The sequence below is a fragment of the Stenotrophomonas sp. 364 genome (assembly GCF_009832905.1).
GTDB classification, from domain to species: Bacteria; Pseudomonadota; Gammaproteobacteria; order Xanthomonadales; family Xanthomonadaceae; genus Stenotrophomonas; species Stenotrophomonas maltophilia_AP.
The window spans coordinates 4,162,214-4,178,636 of sequence record NZ_CP047135.1 but is presented as its reverse complement, the minus strand read 5'-3'; the positions used below and the strand labels follow the sequence as shown (position 1 = coordinate 4,178,636).

Below are 16,423 nucleotides of genomic sequence, written 5' to 3'. Positions count from 1 at the left end.
CACACCCCGCCGTTACCCGCCGGGGGTGCGGCAGGCCATCCCGTAGGCATCGCGGTAGGGCTTGCCGAAGCAGCGGACAAAGGCATCCACCACGTCGAGGTTCGGCGGCCAGGCCACCTTCATCGTTTCGCCGCTGGGCAGGGTGAACGAAAAGAACCCGTCCTTGACGTTCGCCTCCGGGGGTACCGGCACGGCTGCCAACGCCGCGCGGGCCGAAAGCAGTTCAGGCTTGTTCTTCTCGATCAGCGCGATGCTGGCATCCACGTAGGGATTCCAGCCCCCGGCATCGGGGGCGGGCTTGTAGGTCTGGCGCATCAGCGCCACGGCCTGCGCATCCTGCCCGGCCTCCGCGCGCACCTGCGCTTCGTGCCAGATCAACGTGGTATTGCCCGCAGCCTTGGGCTGCGCACGGTAGGCCGCGATAAGGTCCGCGGCGGCCAGCTGGCAGGCCGGTTTCTCCGCCATCGGACGCCAGCCGCCGGCCAGGTCCTGGTCGAACTGATCCGGCGACAGCGCCAGCAGCGCGGCGCGATCAACCACGCAATCCTCGGCAAGGGCGGGAAGCGCAGCCAGCGAAACGGCCAGTGCAAGCAGACAGCGAACAGCGCGCATCGTCACCTCCCTGTGCAGAACCATCACCGAAGTGTTTGCCAGCAGCGCGCGTCGGGTCAAGCCGCCCCTTACTCCGACGCCGCCGGACACGCCTCATACGCCAACGCATACGGCTGGTACATGCACCGCACCAACGCATCCACCACGTGCAGCCGCGGGGGCCACGGCACCTGCTCGGCCTCCACCTGCACCTTGCCGTCGCGGACCACCCGGCCCGGTGGCGGCGGTAGCGCAGCCAATCGCGCACGTGCCTGCTTCAACGCCGGCATGTCGTCGTCCAGGAAGGCAATGGTGGCGTCCACATACGCATTCCAGCCGCCCACATCGGCGTGTTTCGGTTTGTAGGTGGTGCGCATCAGCGCGCTGGCCGGGTCGCGTTCCCCGCCCAGTGCGCGCAGCTGCGCCTCGCGCCAGACCAGGGGGGGATCGCCCGCCGCGGCGGGCTGCTGGCGCCGGTAGTCGGCGATGAGCTCGGCGGTTTCCAGCACGCACCCGGGCCGGTCGGCCAGCGGCCGCCAGCCCGCATCCGGATCACCGTCGAACACCTGCAGGGGCAGGGCCAGCACCGCGTCGCGGTTGGCCAGGGTGCATTCGGCCGCCAGCAGCGGGCCGGAAGCGCAGGACAGCGCAAGAAACACCAGGCAATTATTCAGCCGCATCGTCACGTCCATGTGTGAAGGACGCCCAGTATGAAGGCTGCGCGCCGTTCCCGCATGGGCCGCGGTCACCGTTGGCCATGCCGCCCGGATCGGTAGTGCCGGGCTCTGCCCGGCAGCACTTGTTCGTCTACCGGGGTGTGCGATAGATGCCGTTACAGCTTCGACAAATCGCGCACCGCGCCCTTGTCCGCACTCGTCGCCAGCAGCGCGTACGCCTTCAGCGCGCCGGTGACCTTGCGCGGGCGCGCCTCGCGCGGTGTCCAGCCCAGCGCATCCTGCTCGCTGCGGCGCGCGGCCAGCGTGGCGTCATCCACCAGCAGGTCGATGCGGCGCGCGGGGATGTCGATGCGGATGCGGTCGCCTTCCTGCACCAGCCCGATCACCCCGCCGGCGGCGGCTTCGGGCGAGGCGTGGCCGATCGACAGCCCGGAGGTGCCGCCGGAAAAGCGCCCGTCGGTGAGCAGTGCGCACTGCTTGCCCAGGCCCTTGGATTTCAGGTAACTGGTGGGGTACAGCATTTCCTGCATGCCCGGGCCGCCCTTCGGACCTTCGTAGCGGATTACCACCACGTCGCCGGCCACCACCTTATCGGCGAGAATGCCGGCCACCGCCGCGTCCTGGCTTTCGAACACGCGTGCGCGCCCTTCGAAGACGTGGATGGACTCATCCACGCCGGCGGTCTTGACCACGCACCCGTCCACGGCCAGGTTGCCGCGCAGCACGGCCAGCCCGCCTTCGGCCGAGTAGGCGTGGGCGACGCTGCGGATGCAGCCGTCGGCGCGGTCCACGTCCAGCGTGGCCCAGCGCGTGGCCTGGCTGAAGGCCACCTGGGTGGGAATGCCTGCCGGACCGGCGCGGAAGAAGTCGTGCACCTTTTCATCGTCGCTCACGGCCACATCCCAGCGCGCGATCGCGTCGGCCAGACTGCGGCTGTGCACGGTGGGCACGTCGGTATGCAGCAGCCCACCGCGCGCCAGTTCGCCCAGGATGCCGTACACGCCGCCGGCGCGGTGCACGTCTTCCATGTGGTATTTCGGCGTGTTCGGGGCCACCTTGCACAGCTGCGGCACGCGCCGCGACAGCGCGTCGATGGCATGCAGGTCGAAGTCGACCTCCGCTTCCTGCGCGGCCGCCAGCAGGTGCAGGATGGTGTTGGTGGAGCCGCCCATGGCGATGTCCAGGGTCATCGCGTTCTCGAACGCGGCCACGCTGGCGATGGTGCGCGGCAGCGCGTTGGCGTCTTCGCCACCGTACCAGCGATGGCACAGCTCCACGATCAGGCGCCCGGCACGACGGAACAGCTGCTCGCGGTCGGCGTGGGTGGCCAGGGTGGAGCCGTTGCCCGGCAGCGACAGCCCCAGTGCTTCGGTCAGGCAGTTCATCGAGTTGGCGGTGAACATGCCCGAACATGACCCGCAGGTGGGGCAGGCGCTGCGCTCGTACTCGGCGACCTTCTCGTCGCTGGCGCTTTCGTCGGCGGCAATCACCATCGCGTCCACCAGGTCCAGCTTGTGCTCGGACAAGCGGGTCTTGCCGGCTTCCATCGGGCCGCCGGACACGAACACCACCGGGATGTTCAGGCGCAACGCGGCCATCAGCATGCCGGGGGTGATCTTGTCGCAGTTGGAAATGCACACCAGCGCATCGGCGCAGTGCGCGTTGACCATGTACTCCACCGAGTCGGCGATGATCTCGCGGCTCGGCAGCGAATACAGCATGCCGTCGTGGCCCATGGCAATGCCGTCATCCACCGCGATGGTGTTGAACTCCTTGGCCACGCCGCCCACCTGCTCGATCTCGCGCGCCACCAGCTGCCCCAGGTCCTTGAGGTGCACGTGGCCTGGCACGAACTGGGTGAACGAGTTGGCGATGGCGATGATCGGCTTGTGGAAGTCGCCATCGGTCATGCCGGTGGCGCGCCACAGGGCGCGGGCGCCGGCCATGTTGCGGCCGGCGGTGGAGGTGCGGGAGCGGTATTCAGGCATGGTGGCTGGCAGGATCTGGCGGGCCGTGGGGGCGCGTTTCACCTCGATTCTGCCCAAAAATTCCGGTTGCGTTTGCAACCAAGCGCCCGCCGCCCGCAGCGATGGCGGGCCGTGTGGCGCTACGGATTTCTGAAATGCCATTCATCTTCCCGGCTTTGCCGGTTTTGGTTGTTCGGCCCGATGAGGCATGATTGAACCGATAACCGTACAAGGGGGCATGACGCCATGAAACGTTCCAGGACCACCGCGCTGCTGTTGATGAGCGCCGCACCGCTGCTGTTCACCGCCTGCCAGAAGGACGCCGGCGTCCAGACGCAGGAAGGGCTGTACACCTCGGTGGAAGCCTGTACCGAAGCCACCGGTGACCCGTCCAGCTGCCGCACCGCCTTTGCCGAAGCGAAGAAGCAGTCGGCCGATGCGGCGCCCAAGTACGCCTCGCGCGCCGAATGCGAAGCCGAGTACAACGCCGAGCAGTGCGTGGAACAGAAGACCTCCACCGGCCACTCGTTCATCGGCCCGATGATGATGGGCTTCTTCATGTCGCAGATGCTTGGCAACCGTGGCGCCGGCCTGGCGCAGGCCCCGGCGGCCAGCCCGGCCTACCAGGACAAGGCCAAGGGCTGGGCACGCCCGGCCCCGGGTGGCAGCGGCGGCTTGAACACCGCCAGCGGCATCGGCGCCGGCAAGGCCGGCCTGGCCCCGGTCAACGCCACCCCCAACCGCGCCGTGACCGCCAGCCGCGGTGGCTTCGGCAGCACCAGCAGCGGCCGCAGCAGCGTCGGCGGCTGATCGATGCAGCGTGTCCGTATTGCCGAGCGCAGCCAGTGGCGCGCCCGGGCCGAGGAATCCGGCTTCCGCTTCCACACCATCGACGGCCTGCCGTACTGGGATGAAACCGCGTATTACGCCTTCACCCTGCGCCAGATCGAACAGGACATCGAAGACCCCAGCGCCGAGCTGCACGCCATGGCAATGGGGTTGGTGGACGAGGTGGTGGGCAGCGAACAGCTGATGGACCAGTTGGCCATTCCGCCGGCGTTCCGCGACTGGATCGCCGACAGCTGGCGCCGTGGCGAGCCGCACCTGTATGGCCGCCTGGACTTTGCCTACGACGGCACGGGCCCGGCGAAGCTGTACGAACTCAATTACGACACGCCCACGTCGCTGTTCGAGGCCTCGTTCTTCCAGTGGCAGTGGCTGGAAGACCAGCGCAACCAGAACCGCCTGCCGCCCCACGCCGACCAGTTCAACGCGATCCACGAAGCATTGGTGGACCGCTTCGCACAGCTGTCCGCGCAGTTGCCGCCGCCGCTGTACTTCAGCGCGGTGGGCAGCTCGGAGGAAGACCAAGGCACGGTGGCCTACCTGCGCGATTGCGCGGCCCAGGCCGGCCTGCGGGGCGAGGCGATCGCGATCGAAGACATCGGGTTGTCCGAAGACGGTCGCTTCACCGCGATGGATGACACCGTCATTGGCAGCCTGTTCAAGCTGTACCCGCTGGAAGACCTGATGACCGAGTCGTTCGGCCAGGCCTTGCCCGGGTCGGGCGTGCAGCTGCTGGAACCGGCGTGGAAGGCGATTCTGAGCAACAAGGGCGTGCTGCCGTTGTTGTGGCAGCGCCACCGCGGCCATCCCAACCTGCTGCCGGCCGAGTTCGACGATGGCAGCGCGCTGCCACGTGGCTGGGTACGCAAGCCGCTGTTCTCGCGCGAAGGCGCCAACGTGGCCATGCACCTGGCCGATGGCAGCTGGCAGGAGAGCGAAGGCCCGTACACCGGCCCGGCAATCCGCCAGGCCGCGCACCCGCTCACCGCGTTCGACGGCGGTTACCCGCTGGTGGGCAGCTGGGTAGTGGGCGACCAGGCCTGCGGCCTGGGCATCCGCGAAGACAACAGCCGCATCACCCGCGACAGCGCGCGCTTCGTGCCGCACGCGATCATCGACGAAGCGCCGACGCGTATCTACGTCTGATGGCCATGATTTACCGTCGTGATCTGCGCGGCCGCCCGTTGGCCGGCCGGCATCTGGATGATGGGCATGGTCTATGGCGGTACGCGGATCAGGTGGCGGTACGCTGTCACCGCTGCCAATCGCCTGGATGGGTGATCAGAAAGGAGAAAGCCGCCAGCTTTCGGTGCCTGAACTGCAGCGTTGCGCTGGACGGTGGCTGCGGTTGCAGCCGCTGCGGGCCTGGCGACTGGGTGGGGCCGGTGCGTTACAGCGGCCGGCGTCCCTGTGGCTACTGTGGCCATCAGTGGGTCAGTGCCGCAGCGACACGCGAGGTGGCCTCGCCGCCAATGAAATCCCTTGCGGCGAACTGCGCCCAATGTGGACGCAGCAGCGATGTCACCGTCAGCGTGGTGCAGGTCCGCGGTAGCGAAGCGGTCGACCCGCATTTCGGCATGTCGCTGCTGTTGGTTGAGAAAACGGCCGCCGGCTTGCTGTGGGCTTACAACGCGGCTCACCTCCAGGCACTGCACGACTACGCTACTGCGTCGCTGCGCGAGAGCACCGGTATCGCCAATGGGTCAATGTTCTCGCGCCTGCCGCAGTGGATGAAACTGGCACGCAACCGCGTGCTGCTGCAGAAGGCCACCGCCCGTCTGATCGCCAAGGCCAACGCCATCCTCTAGGTACCGACCGTTGGTCGGTACGCGTAGGTTACAGCAGCCCGTCGCGCTTGACCGCCAGATAGCGCTCCACCAGCGCGCCCGGCAACGCATCGGCGGTGACGTCCAGCACCATCACCCGATGGCTGCGCAGGGCCTCATGCGCGTCGCTGCGCTGCTGCAGGTAACGCGCGATCGCACCGGCCTGGGTGGCGTCCTGCAGCGTCTCCACGTCCTGGTCCAGCGCGTCGTCCAGCTCGCGTTCGCGCAGGCTGGCCACGCATACCAGGTGCTGGCGCTGCAGCAGGCGCACCGCGGCGAGCAGGTCTTCGATGTCTTCGTCGCGCACGTTGGTGACCAGCATCACCAGTGAACGTCGCCGTTGGCGCAGGGTGAGTTCGGTGGCGGCGGCCAGGTAATCGGTGGCGACCGGTCGCGCCTGCAGGTCGTAGCTGGCGCGCAGCAGGGCATCGATGGCGCCCATGCCGCGCTGCGGTGCCACCCAGCGGCTGTCGCCGCCGCTGGCAAACAGGCCCACGCCGTCGCCCTGGCGCAACGCCAGGTAGGACACCACCAGCGATGCGTTGAGCACGTGGTCGAAGTGCGACAGCCCGCCTTCGCTGGCCATCATGCGCCGGCCGGTGTCGATCATCAGCATCAGCTGCTGGTTCTTTTCGTCCTGGTACTCGCGCGAAATCAGCTTGCGCGCGCGCGACGTCGCCTTCCAGTCGATCTGGCGCAGGCTGTCACCGATGCGGTACTCGCGCATCTGGTGGAAATCGGTGCCTTCGCCACGGCGACGCTTTAGGTGCGCGCCGACCAGCCGCGAGGCCTGTTCGGCACTGAACAACGCAAAGCGGGTCAGTGGGGCGAAGTTGGGGTACACGCGCACGCTCAACGTCGGCGGCAACGTACGCCGCTGCCACCACAACCGCCACGGCGCCTGCACGCGCAGGTGCACACCGTCCAGTTCGAAACGGCCGCGCGCGGTGGGGGTCACCGTGTACTGGAAACTGCTGGCCACCATCGGCTTGAGCGTGAGCCGGCGCGGCAGGCCCTGCAGTGTCCATTGGCCCGGTGCCAGGTCGAACACCTCCACGCGCTGGTGCAGGCTCGATTCCAGCCGCAGCGTGACCGGCCGCGCCACGTTCAGCGCCAGCGCCTCGGGCATGTCACGCTGGATGCTGGGCGAGGGCTGCCGCCACAGCCGCAGCAGGTCCACCAGCGCCAGCAGCGCGATCGCGCCGCCGGCGGCGGCCCAGCTCCAGCGCGGCCACAGCCCGAACGCCACCGGCAGCCCCAGCAGGCTCCAGGCCAGCAGCAACACCAGCAGCAACGGCGCTGGCCTCATCGGCGCAGCTTCCAGGCGTCAATGGCGGGGCGGGACCTCATTTGCGCGGTGCTTCCACCTTGGCCAGCAACGCTTCAAGCGCGTCGTCGGCACTTTGCCCTTCGATCTGCAGTTCCGGGGCCAGCGCGATGCGGTGGCGCAGCGCCGGCTTGGCGATGTCGCGCACGTCATCGGGGGTGACGAAATCGCGGCCGGCCAGCACCGCCTGCGCGCGCGCGGCACGTACCAGCGCAATGCTGCCGCGCGGGCCCGCGCCCAGCGCGATGCCCGGCCACTGGCGCGTGGCGGCCACGATCCGCACCGCGTAGTCGATCACTTCGGGGTCCACGGTGATCGCGGCGGTGGCCTGCTGCAGGGCCACCACCTCGGCGGCGGTGAGCACGCGCGGCACCTGCGACAGGTCGAAGTCGGCCGCACTGCGGCCGGTGGTGATCGCATCCACCATGCGCTTTTCGTCTTCCAGCTGCGGGTAGTCGATCAGCACCTTGAGCAGGAAACGGTCCAGCTGCGCTTCGGGCAGCGGGTAGGTGCCTTCCTGCTCCACCGGGTTCTGCGTGGCCAGCGCCAAGAACGGCGGGGTCAGCGCGAACGCCTTGCCTTCGATGGTGACCTGGCCTTCCTGCATCACTTCCAGCAGCGCCGACTGGGTCTTGGCCGGGGCACGGTTGATTTCATCGGCCAGCAGCAGGTTGGTGAACACCGGGCCGCGGCGGATCTTGAAGCTCTCCGACTTGGGGTCGTACACCGCGTGCCCGCTGACGTCGCTGGGCATCAGGTCGGGCGTGAACTGCACGCGGCCGTAGTCCAGCTCCAGTGCCTGGGCCAGTGCCCGCACCAGCAGGGTCTTGCCCAGCCCCGGCACGCCTTCGATCAGCACGTGGCCACCGGCCAGCAGCGCGATCAGGATCTGGTCGAGGACCTCCGGTTGGCCGATGAACGCGCGGCCGACCGCGTCGCGCACGGCATCGACGCGTTCAACCAGGCTGGGGCCGGACAGCGCGGCCGGGGCCGGGCTGGGGTCGGGCGGGGACAGCGGCGGCGGCTGGATGGACTCGGTCATAGCAGGTTTCTCATCTGGATCAGCAGGCGGATGCGCTCGCGCAGCGCGGTGAGGTCTTGCGAAGCGGGGACGTGCAGGGCGGTCTGCACGCGGCCATGGGGCCACTGCAGCAACGTGGCGATGGCCTGTACCTGCGCCTCGCCGGTGAGCGCGGCGGCCGTCGGTGCCCGCCGTCGCAGCCGTGCCAGGAACGCACGGCGTACCGCGTCGTACAACAACGGGGCCTTGCCGTATCGCAGCAGGTGCTCGCCACTGGCGCGCACGTGTTCCAGTAGCGAGCGGCGCTCGATGGCCGGCGACGGCAACAGGCTGCCCATGCGCTGCGCGCGCTGCCACAGCCAGGCCAGCAGGGCCAGCAGCAGCGGCACCCAGACCGGCCAGCCCTGGTAGAAGATCCGGTGCCACAGCGAGGGCGGGCGCGAGCCGTATACCAGCCACATCGTGCCCTGGCCATAGCGCGGGGCCAGCAGGTAGCGGGTGAGGTCGCGGTGCGCCTTGTCATGCAGGCCATCAACGAAATCGCCCGGCCTGGTACCGGGGGCGTCAGGCGGGGCAGGGCGGCCACGGCCCTGCATGAAGTCCATATCGGCCAGCACGTCCACACTGCCCTGACCGTGCTGCAGGCGGGCGAACACCAGTCCGTAGGCCTCGCTGTCTTCGTCCTGCTCGCCCCAGCTGCGCGCAAGCGTGATGCCCGGCGGCGGTGCCACGCTGAAGCGGCGGCCGCCGCAGAACTCCACGTGCTGCGGGTCATCGCGCACGTGGAAGGGCTGGCAGCCGGCCTCCATATCGATGCCGTCCACCCCCAGTGCGTCCAGCAACGGGCCATTGCGCTCGAGCAGGTCGTCGCCGGTGATCGGCGGCGTGCGCACCAGCAGGTGGCCGCCGCGTGCCACCCAGTCCAGCAGCGCCTTGGCGGTGGGGGCGGGCAGCAGAGCGCTGTCCTGCAGCAGCACCAAGGTGTCGTGCGGCTGCAGCGCCATCGTGGTCAGGTCCACGCGCGGCTGCGAATGCACCTCGATGCCGTCGGCGCGCAATGCCTGCCCCAGCACGTACAAGGGGTTGTAACTGGCTTCGCCCTGCGGGGGCAGGTGCTGGGTTTCGGTGATGCGCTCGTGCGAGCGCAGGAACAGGATCGTCAACGGCACGCCGATCGCGAGCAGCCCTATCACTACCAACAGCCAGCGCAGGCGCACGCTCATCCGCGCCACCGGAACTGCTGCTGCAGGGTGCTGGCCAGGCTTTCGAAGGCGTCATCGTCGGGCAGTCGTCCGGCATAGGCGGCGTACTGCCACACGCGCACGACGCGCGCGAACAGGCTGCGGTCGGCCGCATCGGGCATGCGCCGCGATACGCGCAGGCACTGCGCCTCGGTGGCGCCGGGCGGCAGCGCCATCTGCGCCCGTTCGCTCATCGATTCCACACTGGCGCGGTACAGCAGCGCCAAGGCCTGGCGTGGCCGTCCCTGTTGCCACAGGGCGCGTGCACGCGCTGCCGCGTCCGGTGGGACCTCCTGCGGCACGGTGATGTCATCTTCGACCACCGCCGACACCGTGGCACGGCGCCGCGCGCCATCGCCGCGCAACCAGCGCAGCCAGCGCGGTGCGGTGACTGCCAGGATCACCAGCAGGACGCCGACCAGCCCCCACAGCATCCACTCGGCGATCTGCGCCGGCAGCAGCGGCCCCTTGGGCCTGCGCGCCGTGTCGGTGTCCTTGGCGTCCGGTGTCTTCTTTTCTTTCGCCGCAGGATCCTGGTCGGTACGTTCCCAGCGGCTGACCTGGCGGGTGGGGCTTTGCAACGGATCCTCATAGGCGCGCTGCACCGCCTGGCGGAAGCCGGCGGTGTCCACGTCATCGCTGCCGAAGATGCCTTCCGCAGTATTGGCCGGGTCGTTGGCATACGTGGCCGTGGGCCGCCCGGCGTCGTGCGTGTCCTTTCTTGCTTCTGCCTCGGCGTCGTCCAGCAGCTGCTCCAGCGAGGGCGCACCGGCGTCGGCCGGCTGGGCGTGCAACGGCGTGCCCGGCCATGCCAGCACCAGCGCAAGCACGAGCAGCGGTGCGGCCGGCTGCAGGCGGTCGCGCAGGCGCCGGAACGCGATCTCCACGTCCCAGGCCTCCATCTCCGTGCGCCGGTTCAAGTACAGCCCGAAGCCGGCGCCGGTGTAGAACGGCCCGATCAACGTGGCCGACAGCCAGAACACCAGGTTGAGCCCGAGCAGGGCCCAGGCCGGGGTGTCGTCGCGCACCATGGCCCACGCCGCGCGCCACGAGTCGGACAGCAGCTCGAGCGGTACGAACAGGAACACCGCCGCGATGCAGCCGGCCACCAGTACCAGTTCGAAGGCCATGCAGGTGGCGGCCAGCAGCAGCGCGTGCCCGAACGCGCCACTGGCGATCGCACGTCGGCGCACACCCCGGTGTTCGGGCGGGTTGCCCTCCAGCAGGTTCACCGGCATCAGCAGCGTGCGCAGCGGGCTGAAACGGCGCCAGCCCAGGTAGCCCCAGAACCCGGCCCAGCCCCACTGGCGCTGGGCGCGCAGGGTCTGCAGGGCAGTGGGCTCGTCGCCGAAGATGCTGCGCGAAATGACATACAGGGCCAGCCGGTCGAACACCGGCTTGAGCCACCACATCAGCAGCCACGCCCAGCCGAATGCATCGGCCCACCATGCCAGCGCGTTGACCAACGCGAAGACGGGCAGGCCCAGCAGCACGATCGGTGTCCAGATCGCGCGTGCATGCCGGCGCACCAGCGCCGTGCCCAGCTCCACCGCTTCCCAGCCGCTTCGTGCGCGCAGCACCACGTCGAGCTGGTCAATGCGCATGCCCGCTCCCACGCCCGCCGCGCCACAACCAGGCGAACACCGCGCTCCACAGCAGGGCGGCCACGGCAAACTTGCCCCACGCGGGTATCTCGGCGATCGAGGACCAGAAGGCTTCGATGAACGCGGCCACCAACAGCATCGCCGCCACGCCCAGGCACAGCCGCGCACCGATCACGCCGCCCTCGATCAATGCATCGATGCGCCGCCTGCGCCCCGGGGCCAGCAGCTTCATGCCCAGCTGCAGGCCGGCGCCCCCGGCGATCACGATCGCGGTCAGTTCGAACGCACCATGCCCGACCACGAAGCGCCAGAACGGATCGCCATGGCCGACGTGCTGCAGATGGCCGGCCACCGCGCCGATGGTGAGCCCGTTGAACAGCAGGATCAGCACCGTGCCCACACCGGCCAGCAGACCACTGGCGAAAGTGCGCAGGCCGATGCTGATGTTGTTCATGATGTAGTAGCCGAACATCATCCAGTCGGTGCCGCTGTCGCGCCCCAGGTGCGGCGCGGCCGGATCGTACATGCGCTCCATCGCGGCGATCTGGGCGTTGTCCATCAGCAGGTGGATGAACTGCGGGTACCACTGCACCAGCGCGAAGGTGCCCACCAGCGGCACCACGAACAGCGCGGTGGCCACCCACATGCTGCGTGCCTGGCTGCGCACCAGCTGTGGAAAATCCGCGAACAGGAATTCCAGCGCACGCCGCCAGCGGGGCGGTGGGGTGCGGTAGAGCAGGCGGTGGCCCTGCTGCATCAGCAGCTGCAGGCGTGCCACCAGCTGCGGGCTGTAGCCGCGCCGGCGGGCCAGCGCGAGCTGCTGGCACAGGCGCCGGTAGTGCTGCGGAATGTCCTCATCATTGAGCCCGTCAGCCGCCGGTTGCCCGCGCCCGCTGCGCGGGTTGTCCCCGCGCGTGGCCAGCCAGTGCTCCAGCGCCTGCCATTCGTGCTGGTAGCGGGCGACGAACTGTTCCTGCCTCATCGGCGCCCCAGCAGCCAGTTGGCCATTGCATACAGGCGCAATACGCCCACCTGGCCACCGCCGCCGCTGAGCGGGGCAACGATGCCGGCCAGTTCCTGCTGGCGCGGTGCGGACAGCCGCGCGGCACGTTCGGCAAAGGCCACCACGGCGGCCTGTTCGGCGGGCTGCAACGGTTGCGGTGGCGCCAGCACGGTGTCGATGGCCACGCTGCCCAGCACCGGGCGCGCGCTGTCGTGGATCACCACGGTGCCGGCGACCAGGTCGCCCAGGCGACGCCCGTGTGCATCGAACAGGCTCGACAGCAGGCCCAGCGCGTAGGCGAATGGCAGCATGTCCACGGTGCGCAGCAGGTTGCGGGTGATGGCCGCCATCCAGCCGATCGGCGCACCGTCGCGCGCGACCACGCGCAGGCCCAGCGCGCGCTTGCCGATGGTGCGGCCCCACAACGCTTCCTGCACGATGGTGTAGGCCCACATCAGCAGGAACATGAGCGCCAGGTAGAGGCCCTGGCCGAACTCGCCGAGGAAGGCCAGCGGAATGCTCAGCATCATCAAGGCGCCGACGCGGATGCTGAAATCGATCGCCCACGCCAGCGCGCGCGGCACCGGACCGGCGGCCGGCAGGTGCAGCGGCACGCCTTCGGGCGTGATCACTTCACGGTAGGTGTCCAGCATCGTCGCGCTCATGCGCGCACGGGGCCGGAAACGATGTGCCGGAATCCTCTCCGGTCTGCTGCCAGCGGGGGCATGCGGTTCTCGACTGCTTCCTGGTCGGCTGTGGACTTTACCGTGCGGCCGGGCCGATGCCCAGCGCTGCGGGCAGGGCGATGGCGGTTGCGACCGTCCCGCGCGCGATCAGCCCAGGTAGGTGTCCTTGAGCCGCACGTAGTGGTCGGCCGAGTAGTGCAGCGATTCGATCTGCTTGCTGGTCAGCGTGCGCACCAGGCGCGCCGGGTTGCCCACCCACAGTTCGCCTTCGCCCACCACCTTGCCCGGGCCCACCACGGCACCGGCGCCGACGAAGCCGTGCTGCTCCACCCGTGCCCCGTCGAGGATGCACGCGCCCATGCCGATCAGGCTGTAATCGCCGATGGTGCAGGCATGGATGATGGTGCCATGGCCCACGGTCACGCCCTCGCCGATCAGCGTCGGGAAGCCTTCCAGGTTGTACGGGCTATGGTGGCTGACATGGATGATGGTGCCGTCCTGGATGTTGCTCCGCGCGCCGATCCTGACATGGTTGACGTCGCCGCGGATCACCGTGCCCGGCCAGACCGACACGTCATCGCCCAGGACCACGTCACCGATGATGGTGCAGGCCGGGTCGATGTAGCAGCGCTCGCCAAGGACGGGACGCTTGTCGAGGTAGGGGCGGATCGGGGACATGCGCAAACTCCGGCAAGGCAGGGGCGGGTACGCCGCCTGCAGCGTTGTCCCGGCCCCTGATGATAACGCGGGGGCGCCCGACGCCCGCCATGCGCAACGGCACGCACCCACCCGGGGGTAGAGCCGACCGTTGGTCGGCTGCCAGGAACCCGGCGGCGGATGCTGTGCAGCCGACCAACGGTCGGCTCTACCGGCATTTGGAGCAGCCGACCAACGGTCGGCTCTACCTGGTGGGGTGCCGCGTTACCCGGCGGGGTGGTGTGTCATGCGGCGCGGATGCGGCGCGCGCGTTCCAGGTGCACCAGCAGAAGCGAGATTCCTGATGATAACGCGGGGGCGCCCGACGCCCGCCATGCGCAACGGCACGCACCCACCCGGGGGTAGAGCCGACCGTTGGTCGGCTGCCAGGAACCCGGCGGCGGATGCTGTGCAGCCGACCAACGGTCGGCTCTACCGGCATTTGGAGCAGCCGACCAACGGTCGGCTCTACCTGGTGGGGTGCCGCGTTACCCGGTGGGGTGGCGTGTTATGCCGTGGGGTGGCGTGCTATGCGGCGCGGATGCGGCGCGCGCGTTCCAGGTGCACCAGCAGCAGCGAGATCCCTGATGATAACGCGGGGGCGCCCGCCGCCCGCCATGCGCAACGGCACGCACCCACCCGGGGGTAGAGCCGACCGTTGGTCGGCTGCCAGGAACCCGGCGGCGGATGCTGTGCAGCCGACCAACGGTCGGCTCTACCGGCATTTGGAGCAGCCGACCAACGGTCGGCTCTACCTGGTGGGGTGCCGCGTTACCCGGTGGGGTGGCGTGTTATGCGGCGGGGTGGTGTGTCATGCGGCGCGGATGCGGCGCGCGCGTTCCAGGTGCACCAGCAGCAGCGAGATCGCGGCCGGGGTCATGCCGGGGATGCGCTGGGCCTGGCCGATGGTCTGCGGGCGCACGCGTTCGAGCTTCTGCTGCACCTCGGCCGACAACCCGCGCACGCCGGCGTAGTCGAAGTCGCTGGCGATGGCGGTGTTCTCGTGGCGCTGCTGGCGCGCGATCTCATCGCGCTGGCGGTCCAGGTAGCCGGCGTACTTCACGCCGATCTCGACCTGTTCGGCCACCTTCGGGTCGGCCACCGCCGGCCCCAGTGACGGCACCTGCATGAGCTGGGCGTAGTCCAGTTCGGGGCGCTTGATCAGGTCCAGCACGTTGGTTTCGCGGCTGACCGCCACGCCCAGCGTGGCTTCCACTTCGCGGCCCAGTGCATTGCCGGGGGTGGCCCAGAGCGCGCGCAGGCGTGCCGATTCCGTGGCCACCGCCTCCTGCTTGGTCTGGAACGCGGCCCAGCGGCGGTCATCCACCAGGCCCAGTTCGCGGCCGGTGCCGGTCAGGCGCACGTCGGCGTTGTCCTCGCGCAGCTGCAGGCGGTATTCGGCGCGGCTGGTGAACATGCGGTACGGCTCGGTGGTGCCGTGGGTGATCAGGTCGTCGACCAGCACGCCCAGGTACGCCTCGTCGCGGCGCGGGCACCAGCCGGCCTGTTCGCGCACGTGGCGGGCGGCGTTGATGCCGGCCAGCAGGCCCTGCGCGGCGGCTTCTTCATAGCCGGTGGTGCCGTTGATCTGGCCGGCGAAGAACAGCCCGGACACGCTCTTGGTCTGCAGGGTGTTGTCGAGCCCGCGCGGGTCGAAGAAGTCGTACTCGATCGCGTAGCCGGGGCGGGTGATGTGTGCGTTCTCGAAACCGGTGATGCTGCGCACCAGCGCCAGCTGCACGTCGAACGGCAGCGAGGTGGAAATGCCGTTGGGGTAGATCTCCACCACGTCCAGCCCTTCGGGCTCGACGAAGATCTGGTGGCTGGCCTTCTCGGCGAAGCGCACCACCTTGTCTTCGATCGACGGGCAGTAACGCGGGCCGATGCCTTCGATCTGGCCGCTGTACAGCGGCGAGCGGTGCAGGGCGCTGCGGATGATCTCGTGCGTGCGCTCGCTGGTGTGGGTGATCCAGCAGCTCACCTGGGCCGGGTGTTCGGCCTGGTCACCCAGGAAGGACATCACCGGGCGCGGGTCGTCGCCGGGCTGCTCGTCCATTACGCGGTAGTCCAGCGAACGGCCGTCGATGCGCGGCGGCGTGCCGGTCTTCAGGCGGTCGATCACGAACGGACGCTCGCGCAGGCGCGCGGCCAGCGTGGTGGCCGGCGGGTCGCCCATGCGGCCGGCGGCGTACTGGGTCTGGCCCACGTGGATCTTGCCGGCCAGGAAGGTGCCTGCGGTGAGCACCACGGCCGGGGCGTGGAAGGTCAGCCCGGTCTGGGTGATCGCGCCGCGCACGGTGTCGCCGTCGATCACCAGGTCGTCCACCGCTGCCTGGAACACGGTCAGGTTCGGCTGGGCTTCCACGATCTGGCGGATCGCCATGCGGTAGAGGTTGCGGTCGGCCTGGCAGCGGGTGGCGCGCACGGCCGGGCCCTTGGAGGCATTGAGGGTGCGCCACTGGATGCCGGCGCGGTCGGCGGCATGCGCCATGGCCCCGCCCAGGGCGTCGATCTCCTTCACCAGGTGGCCCTTGCCGATCCCGCCGATGGCCGGGTTGCAGCTCATCGCGCCGATGGTTTCCACGTTGTGGGTCAGCAGCAAGGTGCGTGCGCCGCTGCGCGCAGCCGCCAGCGCAGCTTCGGTGCCGGCGTGGCCGCCGCCGATGACGATGACGTCGTAACGGTAGAAGGAGTCGGTCATTTCGATGGGGCTCGGGGGCACGGGGGCCCGGAACGGCCCTGGAAGCAGGGCGTGGGTGGTGATTTTAGCGCCAATCGTGGCTGTCGCTGAAATCAACCCTCAAGTTGGCACGTTTTCTGCAGATAACCCAATAGCACCCAGGCTGGCAGGCGCCGTTTGGCGTTACGGACCGGAATTGGAACAGGGGCCGGTCCATGCGCAACCAGGGGAAGCAGAAGGGCCGGCAGTCGGGGGACT

14 protein-coding genes are annotated in these 16,423 nt (G+C 69.2%); 3 read left to right on the top strand and 11 right to left on the bottom strand.

The window, feature by feature from the left end:
- Window positions 1–12: 12 nt before the first annotated feature.
- From GQ674_RS18645 to ilvD, 3 genes are all read right to left on the bottom strand, one after another.
- Window positions 13–612 carry a hypothetical protein gene (locus GQ674_RS18645; RefSeq protein ID WP_159498280.1) on the bottom strand — a complete coding sequence of 200 codons (600 nt, stop codon included), beginning with the start codon at window positions 610–612 and terminating at the stop codon, window positions 13–15.
- A gap of 68 nt (window positions 613–680) precedes the next feature.
- Window positions 681–1,271, bottom strand: a complete 591-nt coding sequence (locus GQ674_RS18640; protein WP_159498278.1) for a hypothetical protein — start codon at window positions 1,269–1,271, stop codon at window positions 681–683.
- A gap of 152 nt (window positions 1,272–1,423) precedes the next feature.
- Window positions 1,424–3,256, bottom strand: coding sequence for a dihydroxy-acid dehydratase (ilvD, locus tag GQ674_RS18635; RefSeq protein WP_159499579.1), 1,833 nt, complete (start codon window positions 3,254–3,256; stop codon window positions 1,424–1,426).
- A 225-nt stretch (window positions 3,257–3,481) separates the two neighbouring features.
- Here ilvD and GQ674_RS18630 point away from each other — a divergent pair, with 225 nt between their 5' ends.
- The 3 genes from GQ674_RS18630 to GQ674_RS21780 all read left to right on the top strand — a co-directional run bounded on the left by GQ674_RS18630 (window position 3,482) and on the right by GQ674_RS21780 (window position 5,889).
- Window positions 3,482–4,045 (top strand): DUF1190 domain-containing protein, encoded by a 564-nt coding sequence (locus tag GQ674_RS18630; protein WP_038685652.1) that lies wholly within the window; start codon window positions 3,482–3,484, stop codon window positions 4,043–4,045.
- 3 nt (window positions 4,046–4,048) lie between these two features.
- Window positions 4,049–5,227, top strand: a complete 1,179-nt coding sequence (locus GQ674_RS18625) for a glutathionylspermidine synthase family protein (protein ID WP_038685654.1) — start codon at window positions 4,049–4,051, stop codon at window positions 5,225–5,227.
- A gap of 326 nt (window positions 5,228–5,553) precedes the next feature.
- Window positions 5,554–5,889 (top strand): hypothetical protein, encoded by a 336-nt coding sequence (locus GQ674_RS21780; RefSeq protein ID WP_328803824.1) that lies wholly within the window; start codon window positions 5,554–5,556, stop codon window positions 5,887–5,889.
- 28 nt (window positions 5,890–5,917) lie between these two features.
- On the opposite strand, the gene GQ674_RS18615 is transcribed toward GQ674_RS21780, so the two are convergent.
- From GQ674_RS18615 to mnmG, 8 genes are all read right to left on the bottom strand, one after another.
- Entirely contained in the window at window positions 5,918–7,216 is a 1,299-nt protein-coding gene (locus tag GQ674_RS18615; protein ID WP_159498276.1) for a DUF58 domain-containing protein, read from the bottom strand.
- A 37-nt stretch (window positions 7,217–7,253) separates the two neighbouring features.
- Window positions 7,254–8,276, bottom strand: coding sequence for a MoxR family ATPase (locus GQ674_RS18610; RefSeq protein WP_051598689.1), 1,023 nt, complete (start codon window positions 8,274–8,276; stop codon window positions 7,254–7,256).
- Window positions 8,273–9,478: a DUF4350 domain-containing protein gene (locus GQ674_RS18605; protein WP_159498274.1), complete on the bottom strand. Its 1,206-nt coding sequence runs from the start codon at window positions 9,476–9,478 to the stop codon at window positions 8,273–8,275. The genes GQ674_RS18610 and GQ674_RS18605 overlap by 4 nt, the downstream gene beginning before the upstream one ends.
- Complete coding sequence (locus GQ674_RS18600) at window positions 9,475–11,100, bottom strand: DUF4129 domain-containing protein (protein ID WP_159498272.1); 1,626 nt, start codon at window positions 11,098–11,100, stop codon at window positions 9,475–9,477. Before GQ674_RS18600 ends, GQ674_RS18605 begins: the two co-directional genes overlap by 4 nt.
- Window positions 11,090–12,082, bottom strand: a complete 993-nt coding sequence (locus tag GQ674_RS18595; protein ID WP_159498270.1) for a stage II sporulation protein M — start codon at window positions 12,080–12,082, stop codon at window positions 11,090–11,092. The genes GQ674_RS18600 and GQ674_RS18595 overlap by 11 nt, the downstream gene beginning before the upstream one ends.
- On the bottom strand, window positions 12,079–12,768 hold the full coding sequence (locus tag GQ674_RS18590; RefSeq protein WP_128098224.1) for an RDD family protein: 690 nt from the start codon (window positions 12,766–12,768) through the stop codon (window positions 12,079–12,081). The genes GQ674_RS18595 and GQ674_RS18590 overlap by 4 nt, the downstream gene beginning before the upstream one ends.
- A 168-nt stretch (window positions 12,769–12,936) precedes the next feature.
- Window positions 12,937–13,467, bottom strand: a complete 531-nt coding sequence (locus GQ674_RS18585) for a gamma carbonic anhydrase family protein (protein WP_128098225.1) — start codon at window positions 13,465–13,467, stop codon at window positions 12,937–12,939.
- Between the two features lie 829 nt (window positions 13,468–14,296).
- Window positions 14,297–16,186 carry a tRNA uridine-5-carboxymethylaminomethyl(34) synthesis enzyme MnmG gene (gene mnmG, locus GQ674_RS18580; RefSeq protein ID WP_159498268.1) on the bottom strand — a complete coding sequence of 630 codons (1,890 nt, stop codon included), beginning with the start codon at window positions 16,184–16,186 and terminating at the stop codon, window positions 14,297–14,299.
- Between the last annotated feature and the right edge of the window lie 237 nt (window positions 16,187–16,423).

Excerpts from the sequence above, each read along its gene's own strand:
- GQ674_RS18610 (WP_051598689.1), bottom strand. The coding sequence starts at position 8,276 with ATGACCGAGTCCATCCAGCCGCCGCCGCTGTCCCCGCCCGACCCCAGC.
- mnmG (WP_159498268.1), bottom strand. The coding sequence starts at position 16,186 with ATGACCGACTCCTTCTACCGTTACGACGTCATCGTCATCGGCGGCGGC.
- GQ674_RS18640 (WP_159498278.1), bottom strand. The coding sequence starts at position 1,271 with ATGCGGCTGAATAATTGCCTGGTGTTTCTTGCGCTGTCCTGCGCTTCC.
- GQ674_RS18600 (WP_159498272.1), bottom strand. The coding sequence starts at position 11,100 with ATGCGCATTGACCAGCTCGACGTGGTGCTGCGCGCACGAAGCGGCTGG.
- GQ674_RS21780 (WP_328803824.1), top strand. The coding sequence starts at position 5,554 with ATGAAATCCCTTGCGGCGAACTGCGCCCAATGTGGACGCAGCAGCGAT.
- GQ674_RS18645 (WP_159498280.1), bottom strand. The coding sequence starts at position 612 with ATGCGCGCTGTTCGCTGTCTGCTTGCACTGGCCGTTTCGCTGGCTGCG.
- GQ674_RS18625 (WP_038685654.1), top strand. The coding sequence starts at position 4,049 with ATGCAGCGTGTCCGTATTGCCGAGCGCAGCCAGTGGCGCGCCCGGGCC.
- GQ674_RS18595 (WP_159498270.1), bottom strand. The coding sequence starts at position 12,082 with ATGAGGCAGGAACAGTTCGTCGCCCGCTACCAGCACGAATGGCAGGCG.
- GQ674_RS18630 (WP_038685652.1), top strand. The coding sequence starts at position 3,482 with ATGAAACGTTCCAGGACCACCGCGCTGCTGTTGATGAGCGCCGCACCG.
- GQ674_RS18585 (WP_128098225.1), bottom strand. The coding sequence starts at position 13,467 with ATGTCCCCGATCCGCCCCTACCTCGACAAGCGTCCCGTCCTTGGCGAG.
- GQ674_RS18605 (WP_159498274.1), bottom strand. The coding sequence starts at position 9,478 with ATGAGCGTGCGCCTGCGCTGGCTGTTGGTAGTGATAGGGCTGCTCGCG.
- GQ674_RS18590 (WP_128098224.1), bottom strand. The coding sequence starts at position 12,768 with ATGAGCGCGACGATGCTGGACACCTACCGTGAAGTGATCACGCCCGAA.
- ilvD (WP_159499579.1), bottom strand. The coding sequence starts at position 3,256 with ATGCCTGAATACCGCTCCCGCACCTCCACCGCCGGCCGCAACATGGCC.
- GQ674_RS18615 (WP_159498276.1), bottom strand. The coding sequence starts at position 7,216 with ATGAGGCCAGCGCCGTTGCTGCTGGTGTTGCTGCTGGCCTGGAGCCTG.